Source organism: Micromonospora fluostatini, from assembly GCF_050410825.1.
Classification (GTDB): Bacteria; Actinomycetota; Actinomycetes; order Mycobacteriales; family Micromonosporaceae; genus Micromonospora; species Micromonospora rosaria.
Genome location: NZ_CP191251.1, coordinates 6,264,638 through 6,284,578, shown reverse-complemented (window position 1 = coordinate 6,284,578; position 19,941 = coordinate 6,264,638). Strand labels below are relative to the sequence as shown.

General features: G+C 72.9%; 18 protein-coding genes. 10 read left to right on the top strand and 8 right to left on the bottom strand.

Translation table 11 applies throughout. The features are described 5' to 3' along the window. The first annotated feature begins 328 nt into the window (after window positions 1-328). The 4 genes from ACQUFX_RS27975 to ACQUFX_RS27960 all read left to right on the top strand — a co-directional run bounded on the left by ACQUFX_RS27975 (window position 329) and on the right by ACQUFX_RS27960 (window position 3,982). Complete coding sequence (locus tag ACQUFX_RS27975; protein WP_428963197.1) at window positions 329-1,258, top strand: diacylglycerol/lipid kinase family protein; 930 nt, start codon at window positions 329-331, stop codon at window positions 1,256-1,258. A 167-nt stretch (window positions 1,259-1,425) separates the two neighbouring features. Beyond that, a complete protein-coding gene (locus ACQUFX_RS27970; RefSeq protein WP_428963196.1) occupies window positions 1,426-2,301 on the top strand; it encodes an META domain-containing protein in 876 nt (291 codons plus the stop codon). Window positions 2,302-2,485: 184 nt separating this feature from the next. Then, a complete protein-coding gene (locus tag ACQUFX_RS27965) occupies window positions 2,486-3,229 on the top strand; it encodes a hypothetical protein (RefSeq protein WP_428963195.1) in 744 nt (247 codons plus the stop codon). Between the two features lie 30 nt (window positions 3,230-3,259). Continuing rightward, the gene (locus ACQUFX_RS27960) at window positions 3,260-3,982 is read left to right on the top strand and encodes a hypothetical protein (RefSeq protein ID WP_428963194.1); all 723 of its coding nucleotides are present in this window, start codon (window positions 3,260-3,262) and stop codon (window positions 3,980-3,982) included. A gap of 77 nt (window positions 3,983-4,059) precedes the next feature. Here the strand turns inward: ACQUFX_RS27960 and ACQUFX_RS27955 are convergent, their stop codons facing one another. After that, the gene (locus tag ACQUFX_RS27955; protein ID WP_428963193.1) at window positions 4,060-4,509 is read right to left on the bottom strand and encodes a lamin tail domain-containing protein; all 450 of its coding nucleotides are present in this window, start codon (window positions 4,507-4,509) and stop codon (window positions 4,060-4,062) included. A gap of 420 nt (window positions 4,510-4,929) precedes the next feature. On the opposite strand from ACQUFX_RS27955, the gene ACQUFX_RS27950 reads away from it, so the two are divergent. After that, window positions 4,930-6,354: a GGDEF domain-containing protein gene (locus ACQUFX_RS27950; protein ID WP_428967104.1), complete on the top strand. Its 1,425-nt coding sequence runs from the start codon at window positions 4,930-4,932 to the stop codon at window positions 6,352-6,354. Between the two features lie 19 nt (window positions 6,355-6,373). Here ACQUFX_RS27950 and ACQUFX_RS27945 read toward each other — a convergent pair whose 3' ends face one another. From ACQUFX_RS27945 to ACQUFX_RS27930, 4 genes are all read right to left on the bottom strand, one after another. Further along, complete coding sequence (locus tag ACQUFX_RS27945; protein WP_428963192.1) at window positions 6,374-6,889, bottom strand: hypothetical protein; 516 nt, start codon at window positions 6,887-6,889, stop codon at window positions 6,374-6,376. A gap of 82 nt (window positions 6,890-6,971) precedes the next feature. Then, complete coding sequence (locus ACQUFX_RS27940; RefSeq protein WP_428963191.1) at window positions 6,972-7,379, bottom strand: hypothetical protein; 408 nt, start codon at window positions 7,377-7,379, stop codon at window positions 6,972-6,974. Between the two features lie 1,406 nt (window positions 7,380-8,785). Next, a complete protein-coding gene (locus ACQUFX_RS27935) occupies window positions 8,786-9,847 on the bottom strand; it encodes an aspartate-semialdehyde dehydrogenase (protein WP_428963190.1) in 1,062 nt (353 codons plus the stop codon). Between the two features lie 6 nt (window positions 9,848-9,853). After that, complete coding sequence (locus ACQUFX_RS27930) at window positions 9,854-11,119, bottom strand: aspartate kinase (RefSeq protein WP_067370821.1); 1,266 nt, start codon at window positions 11,117-11,119, stop codon at window positions 9,854-9,856. A 279-nt stretch (window positions 11,120-11,398) separates the two neighbouring features. On the opposite strand from ACQUFX_RS27930, the gene ACQUFX_RS27925 reads away from it, so the two are divergent. The 3 genes from ACQUFX_RS27925 (at window position 11,399) to leuA (ending at window position 14,877) form a co-directional block, all read left to right on the top strand. After that, a complete protein-coding gene (locus ACQUFX_RS27925; protein WP_428963189.1) occupies window positions 11,399-12,199 on the top strand; it encodes a hypothetical protein in 801 nt (266 codons plus the stop codon). 85 nt (window positions 12,200-12,284) lie between these two features. Further along, a complete protein-coding gene (locus ACQUFX_RS27920) occupies window positions 12,285-12,812 on the top strand; it encodes a nitroreductase family protein (protein ID WP_428963188.1) in 528 nt (175 codons plus the stop codon). Window positions 12,813-13,098: 286 nt separating this feature from the next. Next, window positions 13,099-14,877, top strand: coding sequence for a 2-isopropylmalate synthase (leuA, locus tag ACQUFX_RS27915; protein WP_428963187.1), 1,779 nt, complete (start codon window positions 13,099-13,101; stop codon window positions 14,875-14,877). 52 nt (window positions 14,878-14,929) lie between these two features. On the opposite strand, the gene ACQUFX_RS27910 is transcribed toward leuA, so the two are convergent. Then, entirely contained in the window at window positions 14,930-16,396 is a 1,467-nt protein-coding gene (locus ACQUFX_RS27910; protein WP_428963186.1) for a DHA2 family efflux MFS transporter permease subunit, read from the bottom strand. 165 nt (window positions 16,397-16,561) lie between these two features. Here ACQUFX_RS27910 and ACQUFX_RS27905 point away from each other — a divergent pair, with 165 nt between their 5' ends. Both ACQUFX_RS27905 and ACQUFX_RS27900 read left to right on the top strand, forming a co-directional pair. Continuing rightward, on the top strand, window positions 16,562-17,206 hold the full coding sequence (locus ACQUFX_RS27905) for an HNH endonuclease family protein (protein WP_428963185.1): 645 nt from the start codon (window positions 16,562-16,564) through the stop codon (window positions 17,204-17,206). After that, the gene (locus ACQUFX_RS27900) at window positions 17,206-17,604 is read left to right on the top strand and encodes a hypothetical protein (protein ID WP_428963184.1); all 399 of its coding nucleotides are present in this window, start codon (window positions 17,206-17,208) and stop codon (window positions 17,602-17,604) included. Before ACQUFX_RS27905 ends, ACQUFX_RS27900 begins: the two co-directional genes overlap by 1 nt. An 81-nt stretch (window positions 17,605-17,685) precedes the next feature. Here ACQUFX_RS27900 and ACQUFX_RS27895 read toward each other — a convergent pair whose 3' ends face one another. Both ACQUFX_RS27895 and ACQUFX_RS27890 read right to left on the bottom strand, forming a co-directional pair. Beyond that, window positions 17,686-18,789, bottom strand: coding sequence for an ABC transporter ATP-binding protein (locus tag ACQUFX_RS27895; RefSeq protein WP_428963183.1), 1,104 nt, complete (start codon window positions 18,787-18,789; stop codon window positions 17,686-17,688). Further along, window positions 18,786-19,931, bottom strand: a complete 1,146-nt coding sequence (locus ACQUFX_RS27890) for an ABC transporter ATP-binding protein (protein WP_428967103.1) — start codon at window positions 19,929-19,931, stop codon at window positions 18,786-18,788. The genes ACQUFX_RS27895 and ACQUFX_RS27890 overlap by 4 nt, the downstream gene beginning before the upstream one ends. Between the last annotated feature and the right edge of the window lie 10 nt (window positions 19,932-19,941).

Genomic DNA, 19,941 nt, shown 5'->3' with positions numbered 1-19,941 from the left:
GATCAGGCGACGGGAAACGCCGCTGGGCCGCGCACCACACCGTGCGCGGCTGCCCGTTTCCTGTTCGGTCGTCGGCCCCGTTCCGCCGGGGCGCCGGCCCCCACGGCCCCACGGCCACCCGACACGATCCCACGAGGGGGTGACACCCGGCTGGCGTTTTCCGCCGGGCGGAAAGACATTTAACGTGCTCGTAGCCGATGCGTCCGGCGGCGCCGTGACCAAGGGCACGCCACGAGGGACGGGTATCCGACGACGGGCCGCCCCGCGACCGGCGGTGGACCACCGGCCCGAACCGGGTCTTCACCTCTCCCCGCTAGGGTCGGAGGCCATGCGGACCAAGCAGGAGCTGAGCGCGGCGATCCGGCGGCACCGACGGGCGGCACTGGTCATCAACGCCCGGTCCCGGCGCGGTCGCCGGCTCTACGAGCAGGCCCGGTCACGGCTGCTGGCGGCCAGTTTCGACCTGCTCGGCACGTACCCGGTGGACCGGCCGGGCGAGCTGGAACGCAGCCTCGCCGCAGCGGTCGACCTGGGGCCGGACCTCCTGGTCGCGGGCGGTGGCGACGGTACGCTCAGCGCCGCCGCCCGGCTGCTCGCCCACGCCGACATGGCGTTGGGCCTGCTGCCGCTGGGCACCACCAACAACTTCGCCCGGACCGTCGGGGTGCCGATCGACCTGGACGGGGCGGTCGACGTGCTCACCCACGGGAAGGTCATCGATGTCGACCTGGGGCTCGCCGGTGACATGCCGTTCGCCAACCACGTCGGCATCGGGCTCTCCGCCGACATCATGCGGCACACCCCGCACCGGCTGAAGCGGGCCACCGGGCGGCTGGCGTACCCGGCGACCGCCCTGGCCCTGCTGTCCCGGCACCGCCCGATGCGGGCCACCGTGCGCGCGGCCGGTCAGGAGTACGAGTTCGTCACCCACCAGCTCTTCGTGGCCAACGGCGGGTTCCAGGCCGGGCGGCCGATCACCGCCGACGCCGACGCCGACGACCGGCTGCTGGTCGCGTACCCGGTGGGTGGCCCGACCCGGCGTGGCCTGCTCCGGGAGACGGCGCGCAACGCGGTGACCGGCCACCGGCGCACCCTCGGCGACGATCCGTTCCTGGCCGTCGGCGAGCTGTGGGTGGAGACCGACCGACCGGCGCGGGTCGAGGTGGACGGCGAGTTGTGCGGTCGCACGCCGATCCGGATCGGCCTGGACGCCAACGCCCTGCGGGTGATGGCCGCCGCCGACAGCCCCGACCGCTGACCGCCCCCGCCCGACCGGGACGGCCCGCCCGACACGGTCTGCGGCCCGCCCGGCACGGTCTGCGGCCCGCCCGGCACGGTGGCCGGCTCACCCAGCGGGGTCGGCCGGGAACCGTCGGTGCCGGCACGGCGTCCAAGCAGGGGTGAACACGGGGATCGGAGGACAGGATGCGACCCAGCGCACGGATCGTGGGCGTGCTGGCCGTGTTGGGGCTGCTGCTCACCGGCTGCCTCAGCACGGATGGTGGCGAGGACACGCCCGGTGACGCGCCGCCCGGCGGCCCGGTCGGGTGGGCGGTCGGCGAGCCGACCGGGCTGATCGGGTCGTGGACCGTGGCCGGGGTCGAGGGGGCTGCCGGCAGCGTCCTGCGGCTCGCCCCGGACGGCCTGACGCTCGTCGCGGACTGCGTCCGGCGCGGCCAGTGGCGGGCGCACCCGGACGGGCTCTTCGTCGCGTACCTCAGCAGCCTCGACGGCGACCGGGGCTGCACCGGCGCGGATCCGGTCACCCCCGGGTGGCTGTCCCGGGCCACCGGCTTCCGCAGCGACGGCGACGCCCGGGTCCTCGTCGACGAGCAGGAGCAGGTGGTGGCCCGGCTCCAGCCCGGTGCCCGGCCCACCGCCGGGCCGTACCTCCCCCCGGCCGACACCGAGCCGCCGGTGGTGACCGACGAGGCGCGGCGGCGACTGGACCCGGCCGCCCGGCTTCCGGGGACGCTCGTCGTACCCGGCCGGGACGGCGTGCTGGGCCGGTGGGTGCCGGCCAGCGGGGCCCTGGGTGGCCCCCGGGCGGCGTACGTCGAGCTGCGCGCCGATGGTGAGTGGCGCGGCTCGGACGGCTGCAACGGCCAGGCCGGCCGCTGGGTGCTCGGGCCGGCGGGCGCGTTCCTCGCCGTCACCGGGCCGACCACCCTGATCGGCTGCGCGAACGTGCCGGTGGCGAGCTGGCTCGACGACGCCCGGCGGGTCGGCCTGGCCGACGGGGTGCTGGTCCTGGTCGACGGCCAGGGCACCGAGACGGCCCGGCTGACCCGCGCCGGCTGACCCGCCGTGCCCGACCGGTCGGCGTGACGCGTCCGACCGGTCGACCCGGCGCGCCCCGCCGCACCGTGCCGGCCGGTCCCCCAGGTGTTGGTGTCCCGCTCTCCGGATCGACGGGTTTGACCTCAACCGCGGTTGAGCGCCTAGCGTCGGCCGGGTCACCCTCCGTCACGCCTGGGGAGCAGCGATGAGCAGCGCACCGTCCCACCCGCCGCAGCGGCCCGATTCGCCGACGATGCGGCGCACCGACGCCTGGCCGGATCCGGCCCGGCCGGATGCCGGAATGATCCTCGCCAGTGTCTGGCGGGTGGGCACCCCGCAGCGGCAACAGGCTGCGGTGGACGCGATCGTCGAGGCGTACGCCGACCGGCCGGGGCCGGCCGGGCTGCTGTCGTACAGCGTCTTCCCGGGCACCGACGGGGACACCCTCCGGCACTACACCCTCTGGCGGGACGAGGCCGCGTACCACGCGTTCGTCGCCGACAGCCGACAGCAGCGGGTGGACCACATCGACGCGGCGGTACCGGGCATCGAACGGCTGGAGCTGATCCGGTACCGGCTCTACCAGGGTCGGCGGGCACAGCCGGCGCCCCGGCCCGGCGCGCTGGTCACGGTGCGGGTCCAGACCGAGGACGAGACCCACGCGCGGGCCTGGGTGGACGCCGTGCTCGCCGCCCTCGACGCCAGCGACCCGGCGGCGGGTGGCATCGGCGGCTTCTTCCACGTCAGCACGGACGGCACCCAGGTGCTCAACTACGCCGAGTGGAGTTCCGTCGAGGCGCACGCCGCCGCGCTGGCGGCCGGCGGGGGCAGCGTCGGGCGGGGGCCGCTCTGGGACCGGGTCCAGCGCATGGCCGGGGTACGCCTCCTCGGCGTGGACCGGTTCCACCTGGCCGCCACCTTCGAGCCCGACCGCTCCGACCTGGGATGACCCTGGACGACCCGGGGTACCGTCGGCGCCATGTCGTCGCGAGGAGTGCCGCCGAGCAGGTCACAGGCCGTGCTGATGGTGGTGGTGGCCACCGTGATGCTGATCGCCGGCGGCGTCAACCTGCTCGACAACGGCTTCTCGACCTTCGGCCTGCTCTGGTTGCTGATCGTCGGCTTCGTCGGCGCGCGGGCGCTGCGCGGACTGCGCAGGGTGCGCCACCATCTCGACGACCGACCGTCCACGATCGAGGAGGTCGGCGGGGCCCGGATCACCAGCCCAATCGAGGAGGTGGGCTGGGCCGCTCGGATCCGGCGGCTCCGCGAGTCGGCCACCGGACTCCGGGAGTCGGCGGGGCGGTTCCGCGAGTCGGCCGGAGGGTTCCGGGGCACCGACCCGAGCCCCCGGATCGCCGATCACCTCGACCACAGGGTCGCCGATCACGGGCCCGTCGACCACCGGTCCGTCGACACGCGCTCGGGGCACGACGACCGGCCGGGGTACGACCACGGGTGGCCGATGCGGCGACGGTCCGGGCCGCCGAGCCGGACCGGCGCGGTGATCGGGGCCCTCGTGGGGCTCGGCGTGATCGCGTTCGGGTTGAACTTCTTCCTGCACTCCGAGTGGGTCGCGTTCCTCGGACTCGGCGAGCGGATGGGCTGGTTCCCGTACGCCTGGGCCGGGCTCGGCGGAGCGATCATCCTGACGGACCTCTACTCGGCCTTCTTCCGCCGGAACCCGAACCGGGACCGCTGACCCGCCCCCGGCCACGGCCCGGACGCGCCTTCGGCGCCGACCCCCGGGACCGGGGCCGGCGCCGAAGAGCGGGCACCTCAGCAGTTCCTGTAGCTGCTGACCTTGCCCCAGGAGCAGGAGTCGATCAGCTTCCCGGAGGAGTTGCGCAGGTACGCGGTGTCCCCGGTGTTGTTCCAGATGTGCCAGCCGGAACCCCAGTACCGCTTGGTCGAGGTGTTCGTGCCCTTCCCGCTGTGCAGGTAGAGGCTGGCCTTGGGCTTCAGCTTGACGTCACCGAACTTGTAAACGTGGTTGGCCTTGTCCCGGACCGTCCAGGACTTCAGGCTGATGGTGCTGGAGCGCCGGTTGGTCAGCTTGACGTACTCACCGTTCACGCTCTTGTTCGCCCGGGTGTCGGAGCCCGGCGCGTTGACGTACACCCTGGTGATCTCGATGGCCGGCGGGGCGGCCTGGGCCGGTCCGGCGGCGGCCACCGCCGCCCCGATCCCGACGGCGGTGGCCAGGGCGAAGCCCAGCAACTTCCTCACGCGATTCCCCCACGGATGATGAATGACGACCGGCCACTGCCCGGCCGGTCCGCCCCACGCCCGAGGCGTGGGCGACTGAGGTTACCGACGTGTGTCGTCTCTTGTGGACCGTGCCGGGCCCGCGTCGGCAACTGGACCTGCCGGGCTGAGCAGGAGATCACCGAACGTCGAGCCGGCCGGCACGAACGGTCGGCGACCCGCCGCCGTGCAGATCGCCGCACCGACGGTTCAGCGCCCGGCCCCGACCGGCCGGCCGCCGCCGGCCCGGCCCCGGACGGACCAGCCGCGACCAGCCCGGCCGCCCGTCCACAGCCTGTGGATGGAACATGTGTACGACGGGAGGTGACCGCCCGGCGCTGAGTACCCTTGACCTGGCCCGGCACCCCCGCCGGGCGCCCCTCTACCTGGAACGACGTGCGATTGGATCACAACCGGGTCATCCGTGACGTCACGGTCCGCCTGCCGATGGCGTCGACCGCCGTCGAGGCGTGCCAGTGGACCGTCGACGCGCTCGCCCGGTACGCCCCGGCCACCATCTCCGTCCTGCTCCAGGTGCACGACCGGCTCCGCTGCATCGCGGCCACCGGCTCCTGGCACGTCTTCTCCACCGTGCCGCCGAAGGCCGGCATCGTCGGCCGGGTCTACGCCTCCGGGGTCGGGGCCACCGTCGCGCAGGTCGCCGACGACCCCGACTACCTGCCGCTGCGCCCGGACGTGACGGCCGAGATCTGCGTACCGGTGCTCGACCCGGCGGGCCGGCCGATCGGCGTGCTCGACCTCCAGTGGTCGGACCCGGTGGAGCTGGGCCCGTGGCGGGAGACCGCCGAGCGGCTGGCCAACCGGCTCGGCGCCCGGATCGTGGCCCTCGGCGGCCCACCGGCGGAGAGCCGCAGCGAGAAGCTGCTCCGGCACGCCGCCGCGATGACCGCCGCGCAGACCGACTGGGAGCTGATGACCGCGGCGATCGGCGCGGCCCGGGACGTCTCCACCCTCGCCGCGGCCGTCCTGGTCCTCGGCGGCCGGGACGGACCCCGGCTCGGCGCGCCCACCCGCACCCCGGGCGAGCTGGAGCACCGCCTCCGCGCCGAGCTGGCCGAGGCGGGTACGCCGGCGCTCGGCCGGATGATCGGTCGGGCGCACCGTCACGGCGCGGCGTACACGCTGGGCGAGGCGGGGCACCCGCCGACCGTGGACTACGCACCGCTGGCCCGCGCCGGGGTACGCACCCTGGTCGTGGTGCCGGTCGGTTCGCCGGACACCGGTGGCGTACTGCTGGTCGCCGACGAGCGGCTGCTCAGCCCCGACCCCACCACGGTCAGCCTGATGGAGCTGCTCGCCGGGCAGGCGTGGACCTGCCTGGACCGGCTCCGTACCCTGGCCCAACTCTCCGAGCAGGCCAACTCCGACCCGCTGACCGGGCTGCGGCACACCGGCCCGTTCGGCCAACGGATCGCCACCGCCACCCCGGGCCGTACCGCCCTGCTGGCGATCGACGTGGACGGCTTCAAGAGCGTCAACGACACGTACGGCCACCAGGCCGGTGACCGACTGCTGGTCGGACTGGCCCGCGCCCTGCAGGAGGCACTGCGCCAGGGCGACGAGTTGTTCCGGGTCGGCGGCGACGAGTTCGTGGCGGTGATCGAGGTCAACCGCCCCGCCGAGGCGGTCCGGATCGGCGAACGGTTGGCCGAGGCGGCCCGCCGTACCGGTCAGACGATCAGCGTCGGGGTCGCGGTCGCCGAGCCCCGCGAGTCCCCCGAGGCCACGCTCCGCCGCGCCGACCAAGCCCTCTACACCGTCAAACGCACCGGCCGCGACGCCGTCCACCTCGCCCCGGCCACCTGAACCCCCTCGTCTCCGGCGGTCATCGACGGCGTCGGGGCGCCACCGTGGCCGGTGGCAGGTCAGCCGAGGGCACGTCGGGCGAGGCGAGGCCGTGCCACCTGCGGTGCAGGAGCATGTCCGCAACCCAGGATCCACACCGCGGGCAGGCCACCACGTCCTTCGGTCGACGCCCGGCGGGCAGCAGTTCACCGGCAGCCTTGTCGTCCTTCGTCAACGGGTTCACCTCGTTGACCGCGGACATCCAGAGCCGGTGCCAGGTGGTCTCGATCTCCTCCCGGGCGACCCCGAGCGCGAGCAGCAACTCGGTGAGGTTCTCCCACTTGGGCGGCGTCTTCGCGTTGAAGGTACGACTGATCGTCGAGGTGGAGATGGCGATGGCGGTGGTCCGGATGATGGTCCGGTACGACGGGTTGCCGGCCTGACGGTAGGCCAGCTTCAGCCGCCGCAGCAGCTCGTCGAGGTAGGGACTGGGACTTCCGCCGGTCGAGGGCACGGCACTGTCGCCGGCAGGTACGTCGGTCAGCACGGTCGGCATCGGGTCGCGCGCCGTTCTCGCCGGTGCCGGCCGCCGTCCGCCAGACGAACGGGCGGCCCGCACCGGCGAGAAGTCACCGGCGCTACACCCCCCACCGGGGGCGCGGGAAGCCGAGCAGCCGGGTGGCGACCTCACCGGCGAGCACGCCGGTGAGGCCGACGGCGACCACCACCTCGGTCAGCGACCGCCCGGTGTGGAGGAGCAGGCCCGCGCACGCCGCCACCGCCGCCGTCACCACCACCGTGGGCAGGGCCCCTGCCGTACCGACGATCCGTCGCGCCACCTCGCCCGAGAGCAGGACCAGCGCGGCGGCGGCGAACAGCGCCTGGTCCATCGGCAGACCTGCCGTGAGCAGCGCCGCCGACGCCGCGGTGACGATGATGACCACGATGACCCCGGGCAGCCAGGGCCGGGGCTGCCGCCGTGGCTCGTGCGGCCCGCATGTCACGGTCGGCCCGTTGTCGGGGCCGAGGGAGGGGAAAGCCTGCATTGTTCCTCTTCTTCTCGGGACAGCGACCGTCGTCGCGGTCACCACCGGTCGGGGCGAGAGCCGCCCCGTCTGTGCCGGCGAAGGGGATCCTTCGCTCGTCCTGCTGGTCCGGGCCTTCCAGGAAGGTCGGGGGATGTGTCAAGCGGTGGTTCCGTCCCAGCGGAACCACGTGTCGTTTCCTGGTTGCAGCCAGAAGCAGATCCGCGACACCCGACCATCATCAGGCACAGATGCCACCCGCGCAGCTACTGCACCAGAGTGAAACGTCGGGTGCGCCGCCGGGTACCGCAAGGGGTCGCCGTCAATGCCGCGCCCTCCACGAAACCGTACGTACGTCATGTTTCGTGGCGCTCACGGAAATGGCGAATTAAATGCTGTCGCAAATACGGAAACCCCCCGCTGCAACGGGGGGTCTCCAATGCGCGTCACTCCGAATTCACCCGGACCAGCAGGCAGCAACCCGGCGGCCTTCCCGACACGAGAAAGCCGTGCATCGCGCATCCGGCCGGACAACGGCCGAGTCGGCTACAGGTTCGCCGATAGCGACGGGTATCTCAACCACGCAGCACGTCCTGCAACGCTCTGAAACACATCGACGCACAGACGCGAGTCGGTGCAACTTCCACTCGCCTTCCACGTGGTTAATGACCCATATATAGGCATTCATCAGGAATGAATGGAAAGATTTTTCACGCAGAGCAATCACGTGAACACGCACACCGCGCATCCGGGCGGCCCGGCGGCACCCGAGCCCGACCACACCCGGCAAGCACGATCAGGGCCAAGGCCCTAGACTGCCCGTACGGGCCAAGCAATTAGCCCATAGGGGTTCCCGAACGCAGCGACAAAGACCAGCCGCCCGCCACCGAACGCAGACGTACCGCATAATTCTTGACGCTTTCGGTCGACCCGCATCGTCCATTCGGGCCACCCCGCGACGCCCTCTCATTTCCACCTCGGGCGGCGACCGAACGCGCGCCGGGAGCGGCCCGGGACCTCCATCGGCCGCTCGCCAGGAAGTGACGCATGTCTACGTGCACCCATCAGCCCCAGTCACCGGGCGAGTTGGCAGGGCGGCCACCCCACTCAACAATCGGCGTGTCTCGATGCAACAACTCATCGCGGCGATGCGCGTGGCGGCTCGGGACCCGCCGCCTACGATCAGGTTCGCGCGACACAATACGGAAACACATAATTGCGGCGACAAACAACGCTCGACCACCCCATGGGAAGTAACACTCATGGGATTTCCACACACACCCGCGTCCCTGCGCACCCGCATCCCCACGATCTTGCAGTTGCCGCCCAGGCAAAAGGCGCTTTCGGGACATAACCAGGGCGCAAAGTGCAAGATCGCGCGAGGGGCGGGGCGGGGCCCGGGGCGGGGGGCAGGAGAGAGCCGGGGGTCAGCGGGGGGTTAGTTCTTTGGCTACCAGTTCGGCGATCTGGGTGGTGTTGAGGGCGGCGCCCTTGCGCAGGTTGTCGCCGGTGATGAAGAAGTCGAGGGCGCGCGGGTCGTCCAGGGCGCGGCGGAGCCGCCCGACCCACGTCGGGTCGGTGCCGACGGCGTCGATCGGCATCGGAAACTCGCCGGTGGCGGGGTCGTCCACCATGATCACGCCGGGGGCGTTGCGGAGCACCTCGCGGGCCTCCTCGGCGTCGACCTCGGTGGCGAAGACGGCGTGCACCGCCACCGAGTGACCGGTCACCACCGGCACCCGGACGCAGGTGGCGGAGACCTTCAGGTCGGGCAGGCCGAGGATCTTGCGGGTCTCGTTGCGCAGGTCGACCTCGTCGGAGGACCAGCCGTCGTCGGCGAGACCGCCGGCCCAGGGCACCACGTTGAGCGCCAGCGGGGCGGGGAACGGGCCCAGTTCGTCGCCGACCGCCTGCCGGACGTCGCCGGGGCGGGAGCCGAGCATCCGGTCCCCGGCGACCTTGCCGAGTTGGGCGTGCAGGGCGTCCGCCCCGACCTGCCCGGCCCCGGACGCCGCCTGGTAGGACGCGAGGACCAGCTCACGCAGCCCGTACTCGCGGTGCAGCGGGGCGATCGCCACGATCATCGCGAGGGTGGTGCAGTTGCCGTTGGCGAGGATGCCCCGGGGCCGGTGGCGTACCTGGTCCGGGTTGACCTCGGGCACCACCAGCGGGACGTCCCGGTCCATCCGGAACGCGGCGGAGTTGTCCACCACCACCGCGCCCCGGGCGACGGCGATCGGGGCCCACTCGGCGGAGACCTCGTCCGGCACGTCGAACATCGCCACGTCGACGCCGTCGAAGGCCTCCGGGGTGAGGGCCTGGACGGTCAACTCCTCGCCCCGGCAGCGCACCCGCCGGCCGACCGAGCGTTCGGAGGCGAAGAGCCGGATCTCGCCCCACACGTTGCGGCGGGCGGAGAGCAGTTGGCACATCACGGTACCGACGGCACCGGTCGCCCCGACCACGGCCAGGGTGGGCAGCGCCCGCACCGTCGGTTACCGCCCGGTCCCCGCGTACACCACGGCCTCGGTGTCGCCGCCCAGGTCGAAGGCCTCGTGGATGGCGCGGACGGCCTTGTCGAGGTCGGTGTCCCGGCAGACCACGGAGACCCGGATCTCCGAGGTGGAGATCATCTCGATGTTCACCCCGGCGGTGCCGAGGGCGGCGAAGAAGCCGGCCGCGACGCCCGGGTGCGACCGCATCCCGGCGCCGATCAGCGACACCTTGCCGACGTGGTCGTCGTAGAGCAGGCCCTTGAACTTGACCTGCTCCTGGATCTTGCTCAGCGCGGCCATCGCGGTCGGGCCGTCGGCCTTGGGCAGGGTGAACGAGATGTCGGTGCGCCCGGTGCCCTCGGTCGACACGTTCTGCACGATCATGTCGATGTTGATCTCGGCACCGGCGACGGTGTCGAAGATCTGCGCGGCGGCGCCCGGCTCGTCCGGCACCCCGACGATTGTGATCTTCGCCTCGCTGCGGTCGTGGGCGACCCCGGTGATCAGTGCTTGCTCCACAGGAAGGTCCTCCATCGATCCGGTGACCATCGTGCCGGTGTTGGTCGAGTATGACGAACGGACGTGGATCGGCAACCCCGCCCGGCGCGCGTACTCCACGCTGCGCAGGTGCAGCACCTTCGCGCCGCAGGCCGCCAGTTCCAGCATCTCCTCGTAGGTGATGTGCTTGATGTGCCGGGCGTTGGGCACGATCCGCGGGTCGGCGGTGAAGACGCCGTCCACGTCGGTGTAGATCTCGCAGACGTCGGCGTGCAGCGCCGCGGCGAGCGCCACGGCGGTGGTGTCCGAGCCGCCCCGGCCCAGGGTGGTGACGTCCTTGGTGTCCTGCGAGACGCCCTGGAAGCCGGCGACGATGACCACCGCGCCCTCGTCCAGCGCGCCCTTGAGCCGCCCGGGCGTGACGTCGATGATCCGGGCCCGACCGTGCACCGAGGTGGTGATCACGCCGGCCTGCGAGCCGGTGAACGACCGCGCCTCGTACCCCAGGTTGTGGATGGCCATGGCGAGCAGCGCCATGGAGATCCGCTCCCCGGCGGTGAGCAGCATGTCCAGCTCGCGGCCGGGCGGCAGCGGGCTGACCTGGTTGGCCAGGTCGAGCAGCTCGTCGGTGGTGTCGCCCATGGCGGAGACCACCACCACGACGTCGTCACCGGCCTTGCGGGCGGCCACGATCCGCTCCGCCACCCGCTTGATCCGCTCCGCATTGGCGACGGAGGACCCGCCGTACTTCTGCACCACGAGTGCCACGACGGTGCTCTCCCTCCCAGCGTCCCTGAGCGTGCCGACGCCGCCGGGATGTGGGCCGGCGGCGTGGGTCGGACGCCATCAGGGTATCGGGCGGCCTGCGACGCCGGGTCGGGTGATCCCACCATCCGGCCCGGACAGCCGGCGGGCGGACCGCGTCCGGCCGGCGGAAACGCCGCGTCGACCGGGGAATCCACCGGGCGACGTGACCCGCGCGACACGCCGGGTCGTCGGGGCCGGGCCGGGGCCCACCCCGCCGGGGCCGGGCCGCAGAATGGGCCGGTGTCCGCCCGTCTGTCCCCGGTACGCCGGATGACCGGTCCGCTGGCCCTGGTGCTGTCGCTCGGGGTCGCCGGTTGCGCGTCCGACCGGCCACCGGCCCCACCGCCCCCCTCCCCGGTGCCGACCCCGCAGGGGTTGGACGCGGCCCGCGACGAGTTGGCCGCGTTGGCGGCGACGGCCCAGGACCGGCACCTCACCGCCCGGTACACGCTGCGCAGCCCGGGACTGCCGGACCGGGTGGTCGTGGTGACCAGCGCCGACGACGGCACCTGGCGGGTGGACGTCGCCGGCGGGGCGCTGGGCGGCACCGTGGACGTCTCGCTCACCGCCACCACGGACGGGCTGTACCAGTGCGTCCTGCCGTCGGCCGGGCGGGCGGCGGGCTGCGTCCGCCTCGGCGACCGGGACGGCACCGTGCCGTACCGGCTCGATCCCCGGGTGCAGCACCCGTTCACCGACTGGCTGGCGGTGCTCACCGACCGGCGGGCACCGCTGGCGGTCTCACCGGCGCGGCCACCGGACGGGGCCGCCGGGGCGAGCGGCGCGTGCTTCTCGGTCGAGTCGACCACGGCGGCCCTGACCCCGCCGCTCGACGTGGGGATCTACTGCTACGACCGGGACGGGACGCTCACCGCGGTTCGGACCGCCACCGGCACGTTGACGCTGGCCGGCCCGCCCGGCCCGGCGCCCGCCACGGTGCAGTTGGCCGGCCCGGTCATCGACGGGGAGCCGCTGGCGGTGGCGGGACCGGAGGCGGGCTCGACGGTCACCCCCGTGCTCGGGGGCGCGGGAACGTCCTGACCCTTCTGGGCGTTACGGGTGGTTTTCTTCACATCCGCCCTGCCCGTTTTGCGCCTGAAATGCGGCATAGGGGAGGCTCGGTGGCATGGTCGACCTCACACCGCTGCTCGCCGTCCGCTGGAGCCCCCGGGCGTTCGACCCGGTGGCGGAACTCTCCGGCGCCGAGGTCTCCTCGCTGCTGGAGGCCGCCCGCTGGGCCCCGTCCCACGGGAACGCGCAGCCCTGGCGGTTCGCGGTGGGGCGGCGCGACGACGAGACGTGCAAACGGATCCTCGCCAACCTGCCCGCCCGGGACCAGCGGTGGGCCCGGCACGCCGCCGTGCTGCTGCTCGCCGCCCACCTCACCGACCCGCCGGCCGGCCCGTACGACCTCGGGCAGGCGGTGGCCCACCTGACCGTGCAGGCGACCGCGCTCGGGCTCTACGTCCACCAACTCGTCGACGTCGACCACGCCGGGCTGGTCGCCGACCTGGACCTGCCGGACGGGGTACGCCCGCACGCGGTGGTGGCGGTCGGCCGGCTGGGTGACCCGTTCAGCCTCCCCGAGGACCTGCTCCGCCGGGAGACGGCGCTGCGCCACCGGCGCCCCCTCGACGACCTCCTGCTGTGCTGAGCTGCCGGACCACCGCACCGAAGCCGCCGAATGGGACATGCGTCCCAAATTCCGGACCGGGCTACCGGAGCCCACCCTGATCACGTAGGGTCACGACTGTCATGTGGCAGGCGAGCCTCCTTCTTCGTTGCCGCGGCGAGGCCTCACCGGCCGGCACCTCGTCGCGGAGTTGACGCGCGCCGACCAGCCGATCCGTCCTCGCGGGGCCGCCCAGGTCCCCGCCCTCGGCACCCGTGCCGAACCACCGACGCTGACGTCACATGATCTTCACCAGGAGCGTTCCACCATGGCTCAATCCGCCGGCCGCGCCGACACCGATCCGATCGCCGCGCACACCGACACCGATCCGATCGCCCGGCAGCGCCCCAGCCGGATGCCGTACACCCGGTACCAGCCGTACCACCAGCAGTTCCGGATCGACCTGCCGGACCGGCAGTGGCCGACCCGGCGCACGGAGGTCGCGCCCCGCTGGTGCGCGGTCGACCTGCGCGACGGCAACCAGGCCCTGATCGACCCGATGTCCCCCGAGCGCAAGCGCCGGATGTTCCAGCTTCTGGTGCAGATGGGGTACAAGGAGATCGAGGTCGGGTTCCCGTCGGCCAGCCAGACCGACTTCGACTTCGTCCGGCAGCTCATCGAGCAGGACCTGATCCCCGAAGACGTCACCATCCAGGTGCTCACCCAGTGCCGCGAGCACCTGATCGAACGCACCTTCGAGTCGCTGCGCGGCGCGCGCCGGGCGATCGTGCACTTCTACAACTCCACCTCCACGCTCCAGCGGCGGGTGGTCTTCGGCCTGGACCGCGACGGCATCACCGACATCGCCACCACCGGGGCCCGGCTGTGCCAGAAGTACGCCGAGATCCACACCCCGGACACCGAGATCCACTACGAGTACTCCCCCGAGTCGTACACCGGCACCGAACTGGAGTACGCGCTGGAGGTCTGCGCCAAGGTCATCGAGGTCATCGACCCCACCCCGGACCGCAAGCTGATCATCAACCTGCCGGCCACCGTCGAGATGGCCACCCCGAACGTGTACGCCGACTCGATCGAGTGGATGCACCGGCACCTGCCCCGGCGGGAGAGCCTGGTGCTGAGCCTGCACCCGCACAACGACCGGGGCACCGGCGTGGCCGCCGCCGAGCTGGGCCTGCTGGCCGGCGCGGACCGGATCGAGGGCTGCCTGTTCGGCAACGGCGAGCGCACCGGCAACGTCGACCTGGTCACCCTCGGGCTGAACCTGTTCTCCCAGGGCGTCGACCCGCAGATCGACTTCTCCGACATCGACGAGATCAAGCGGGCCGTCGAGTACTGCAACCAGCTCCCCGTGCACGAGCGGCACCCGTACGCCGGTGACCTGGTCTACACCGCCTTCTCCGGCTCCCACCAGGACGCCATCAACAAGGGCTTCGCCGCGCTGAACGCCGACGCGGCGGCGGCCGGCACCCCGGTCGACGACGTCACCTGGGCGGTGCCGTACCTGCCGATCGACCCGAAGGACCTGGGCCGCAGCTACGAGGCGGTGATCCGGGTCAACTCGCAGTCCGGCAAGGGCGGCGTCGCGTACATCATGAAGACCGAGCACCAGCTCGACCTGCCGCGCCGGCTCCAGATCGAGTTCTCCGGGGTGGTCCAGCAGGTCACCGACCACGCCGGTGGTGAGGTCGACCCGAACACCATGTGGGACATCTTCGCCCGCAACTACCTGGTCGACCACCAGGTCTCCCCCACCGTCGCGCTGGCCGACTACACCATCGGCACCGCCGACGGAAAGGTGGAGATCAGCGCCGAGGTCGGGGTGGGCGGCGAGCGCCGCTCGCTCACCGCCGTCGGCAACGGCCCGATCGACGCGTACGTCAACGCGCTCCAGGCGGTCGGCGTGGCGGTACGGGTGCTCGACTACCACGAGCACGCGCTCTCCTCCGGCGGGGACGCGCACGCCGCCGCGTACGTCGAGTGCGAGGTGGACGGCCGTACCGTCTGGGGCGTCGGCACCGACGCGAACATCGTCACCGCCTCGGTGAAGGCGGTCACCAGCGCCGTCAACCGCGCCCACGCCTGAGGTGCAAGGAAGGGCCCCCTCTTAACGCATACGGTAGAGAAGGGTTCCCCTCTCACCGCTGAGTGTTAAGAGGGGGCCCTTCCTTCGCGGTGGGGGGACGGTGAACGAGGAGGGCGGCCAGGGCGGCGCCGGCCAGGAGGAGGGCGGCGCACCAGAGCAAGGCTCCCCGGTAGGCGGTGGTCAGCTCGGCGCGCTGGTCGTACCCGGTGCCCCGCAGCCCGACCAGCAGCGGTAGCGCGGCCACCGCGAGCAGGCCCCCGGCGCGGGCGGCGGCGTTGTTGAACCCGCTCGCCACCCCCGCGTACCGGTCGGCCACGGCGGCGAGCACCGAGGCGGTCAGCGGCGCGACGACCAGCGTCAGCCCGGCTCCGAAGAGGGTCACCCCGGGCAGCACGTCCGTCCAGTACGAGGCGCCGGGCCCGACCGGGCGCAGCAGGAGCAGCCCGACCGCCGCGACCACCGGCCCGACGGTCAGCGGCAGCCGGGGGCCGATCCGCTGCGACAACGCCCCCGCCTTGGGCGAGCCGACCAGCAGCAGCACGGTCAGCGGCAGGGTCGACAGCCCGGTCAGCAGGGCCGACCAGCCCACCACGTTCTGCAGGTAGACGGCGAGGAAGAAGGTGAACCCGCCGAGCGCGGCGTACACCACCACGGTGAAGACGTTCAGCGCCGAGAAGAGCCGGCTGTGGAACAGCCCGGTGGGCAGCATCGCGGCGTCGCCCCGGCGCCGTTCCACCACCACGAAGGCTCCGGCGGCGAGGACGCCGACCAGTACCGACCCCAGGATCGCCCACGAGGCGAAGCCGCGGACCGGGGCGTCGATCAGCGCGTACGTCACGCCGCCCAGGGCCAGTGCGCCGAGCACCGCGCCGGTGACGTCGAACCGCCGGTGCCCGGCTCCCCGACCACCGGCCCGGGACACGTTCTCGTCCCGGCTCTCCGGCACCCAGCGCAGCGCGGCGAGGATCACGAGCACCGCCACCGGCAGGTTGATGAAGAAGATCCACCGCCAGGACAGCGAGTCGATCAGCCAGCCGCCGATCAGCGGGCCGAGGGCGGTGGAGACCCCGGCCAGCCCGGACCAGGCGCCGATCGCCTTCCCCCGGTCGTCGGGGTGGAAGCTGGCCTGGAGCACGGAGAGCGAGCCCGGGGTGAGCAACGCGCCCCCGGCCCCCTGGAGGAAGCGGGCGACGATGAGCCAGCCGGTGCCCTGGGCGAGGCCGCAGGCGACCGAGGCGACACTGAACGAGACCACCCCGAGCAGGAAGATCCGGCGCCGGCCGAACCGGTCGCCGAGGGCCCCGCCCAGCAGCACGAAGGCGGCGAGCACCAGCAGGTACCCGTTGATCGTCCACTGGAGATCGGCGACGGTCGCGCCGAGGTCCGCGCCGAGCCGGGGCAGCGCGACGTTGACGACGGTGCTGTCCAGGAAGACCATCCCGGAGGCGAGCACCGCCGCGAGCAGCGTGCCCCGGCCGGCGGGTTCGGCGAGGCGCAGCGCGGGCGCGGATCGGGTCATGGGTACCAATCTGGCCGGGCCGGGCGGCCCGACGACGGGAAACGCCGAAAGTACCCCACGTCGCGATCCGGCCACGCGGGACGGATCGCCAACTCCGGCGGCGAATCACACGCCGGGTACTGTGCGGGTTCGCCAGGAGCCCGGCAAGCTAAAGGGGTGTCGTCCGTGCCTTTCAGATCAGGATCCCGTGTGGTGGTGGCCGTCGCGGCGAGCGTGCTGCTCGCCCTGAGCGGCTGCGTCGAACTGGAGGAGCCGGGAGCCGGCCCGTCGACACCGGCCGGCGGTGGTGGCAACGCCACGACGATGCTCGGCGAGCTGACCGTGGCCAGCGCCGGTGCGATGAAGGGCTACAGCCGCAACCGGTTCCCGCACTGGCGCAAGACCGGCAAGAACTGCGACGTCCGGGACACCGTGCTCCAGCGCGACGGCAGCAACATCCAGCTCTCCGACTGCAACGTGGTCGGCGGTAGCTGGGAGAGCGTCTACGACGGCCGGAGCTTCACCGACCCCTCCCAGGTGGACATCGACCACATGGTCCCGTTGGCAAACGCGTGGCGTTCCGGGGCCGACGAGTGGGACGACTCGAAGCGCGGGGACTTCGCCAACGACCTGGACCGGCCGCAGTTGTTCGCGGTCTCCGCCAGTTCCAACCGGTCCAAGGGTGACCAGGATCCGTCCCAGTGGAAGCCGTCAAATCAGTCATACTGGTGCACGTACGCCGGGCACTGGATTGAGGTCAAGCACCACTGGGAACTCTCGGTGACCAGTGCGGAGAAGGACGCCTTGACCGACATGCTGAAGGGCTGCTGATGGGGGAACAGGCCACGACCGGTGCCGGGGGCGCGCCGGCACCGGACAAGATGCCGGACGCCGGTGGTGACGACGCGGCGGCGGCCACCGGCAGCGGCCAGGCGCCGACCGGCGGCCCGGCCGCCCCGGAGGGCTCCGCCGACGCCACCGGGCCGAGCCGGAGCACCGACATCGTGCCCGGCCCGGGTGGGGTGATGACCGACGAGGTCGGGGTGGTCACCGGCGAGCTGACCCTGCGCACCGAGTACGCCGACGGCCGGGTCACCGTCCGGGTGCAGTACAAGGACGCCGACGAGTGGTACGCGGTGACCGGCGGCAGCGCCCCGCTGGCCGACCCGGCCGCGCTGGACGCGGTGCACGCCGTGGCCGTCGGCCTGCTCGACCGCCCGGAGGGCTGACCGGCTCACGCCGGGGGCAGCGCCCGGAGGGCGGGGCGACTCCCCCGGCGGCCACAGCCGCCGGGGCCACGGCCGGTCCGGTCAGACGTACGAGCCTGGTTCGGTGGGGGCGGAGACCACGGACGGGTTTTCGCCCTCGCCCTCGGGGCGGGTGAGCTGGGGGCGGACGTCGTGCGGCCGGAGTTCGCCACTGGCGATCCGTTCCGCCCAGTGGCAGGCCACCCGGCTGTCGCCGATCTCGCGCAGCGCCGGCCGCTCGTCGGCGCAGCGGGTCGGCTGGGCCCACGGGCAGCGGGTGTGGAACCGGCAGCCGGACGGCGGGTTCGCCGGTGAGGGCAGGTCCCCGGCGAGCAGGATGCGCTCCCGGCGGTCCTCCACGTCCGGGTCCGGCACCGGCACCGCCGACATCAGCGCCCGGGTGTACGGGTGCAGCGGCTCGGTGTAGAGCCGGTCGCTCGGCGCCTCCTCGACCAGCGCGCCCAGGTACATCACGCCGACCGTGTCGGAGATGTGCCGGACCACGGCCAGGTCGTGCGCGATCACCAGGTAGGTCAGCCCGAGGCTGTCCTGGAGTTCGTCGAGCAGGTTCACCACCTGCGCCTGGATCGACACGTCCAGCGCGGAGACCGGCTCGTCGGCGACGATCAGGTCCGGCCCGAGCACCAGGGCGCGGGCGATGCCGATCCGCTGCCGCTGGCCGCCGGAGAACTCGTGCGGGTAGCGGGACAGCGCCCACCGGGGCAGCCCCACCTTGTCCAGGGTCTCGCCGATGATCCGGCGACGCTCGTCCCGGTTGCCGCCGATGCCGTGGGTGTGCAGGCCCTCGGTCAGGATCGACTCGACGTTCTGCCGGGGGTCCAGGCTCGACATCGGGTCCTGGAAGATCATCTGCATCCGGCGTCGCATCGCGCGCAGCTTCCCGGCCGGCAGGCGGGTCAGGTCGGTGCCGTCGAAGGTGACCTCACCGCTGGTGGGCGGGGTGAGCTGGAGCAGGGCCCGGCCGAGCGTGGACTTGCCGCAGCCGGACTCGCCGACCAGGCCGTACGTCCGGCCCCGGACGATGGTCAGGTCGACCCCGTCGACGGCCTTCACGTGCCCGACCGTCCGGTCGAAGAGCACCCCCCGCTTGATCGGGAAGTGCACCTTCAGGTCGCGTACCTCGACGAGGACGTCGGTCCCGGTCACGGCTTCTCCTCCTCGCGCGGGGCGGGCACCGCGCCCGCCGACGCCGCCGGCTGCGGGGTGGTGGCCGCCGGGGCGGTGCCGGCCGTCTCGGCGGCGGCGGACCCGGCCTGAGCGGCGGCGACGGTCGTGCCGGCGGACCCGGCCGCGGCGGCGGGGGTGGTGGTGCCGCCGGCCGGGGCCGGATTGACGCAGCGGTAGGCGCGTCCGTCGTGGGTGGGCACCATCTCCGGCGGCGCGCCCACGCAGTCGTCGATCCGGTTGACGCAGCGCGGGGCGAAGGCGCACCCGTCCGGCCAGGGCAGCAGGTCCCGGACCGAGCCCGGGATGGGGACGAGCCGCTCGCCCCGCCCGGCGTCCAGGCGGGGCACCGAGCCGAGCAGCCCCACCGTGTACGGGTGCCGGGGCTCGCGGAACAGCGGCCGGCGACGGGCCGTCTCCACCACCCGCCCGCCGTAGAGCACGTTGATGGTGTCGCACATCCCGGCGACCACCCCGAGATCGTGCGTGATCATGACCAGCGCGGTGCCCGAGTCGCGGACCAGGTCCTTGAGCAGTTCCAGGATCTGCGCCTGGATCGTCACGTCCAGCGCGGTGGTCGGCTCGTCGGCGATCAGCAGCCGGGGCTGGCAGGCGACCGCCATGGCGATCAGGGCGCGCTGCCGCATCCCGCCGGAGAGCTGGTGCGGGTACTCCTTGAGGCGGCGACGCGGGTCCGGGATGCCGACCCGGTCGAGCAGGGCGGCGGCCTCCTTCGCGGCGGCCTCGCCCTTCATCCCCCGGTGCCGGCGCAGCACCTCGGTCACCTGCAACCCGATCGGCACGACCGGGTTCAGCGAGGAGAGCGGATCCTGGAAGATCATCGCCACGTCCCGGCCCCGGATGTCCCGCCGGGAGCGGTCGTCGAGCCGCAGCAGGTCGGTGCCGTCGAAGACGGCCCGGCCGCCGACGGTCAGCCCGGGTTGCCTCGGCAGCAGGCCCATGATGGCCAGGGAGGTCACGCTCTTGCCGCAGCCGGACTCCCCGACCAGGCCGACCACCTCGCCGGCGTCGACCGAGAAGGACACCCCGTCGACCGCGCGCACCACGCGCTGGCCGCGCCGGGCGAACGTGACGGCGAGGTCGTCCACTTCGAGCAGTGCCATCATCGGCCTT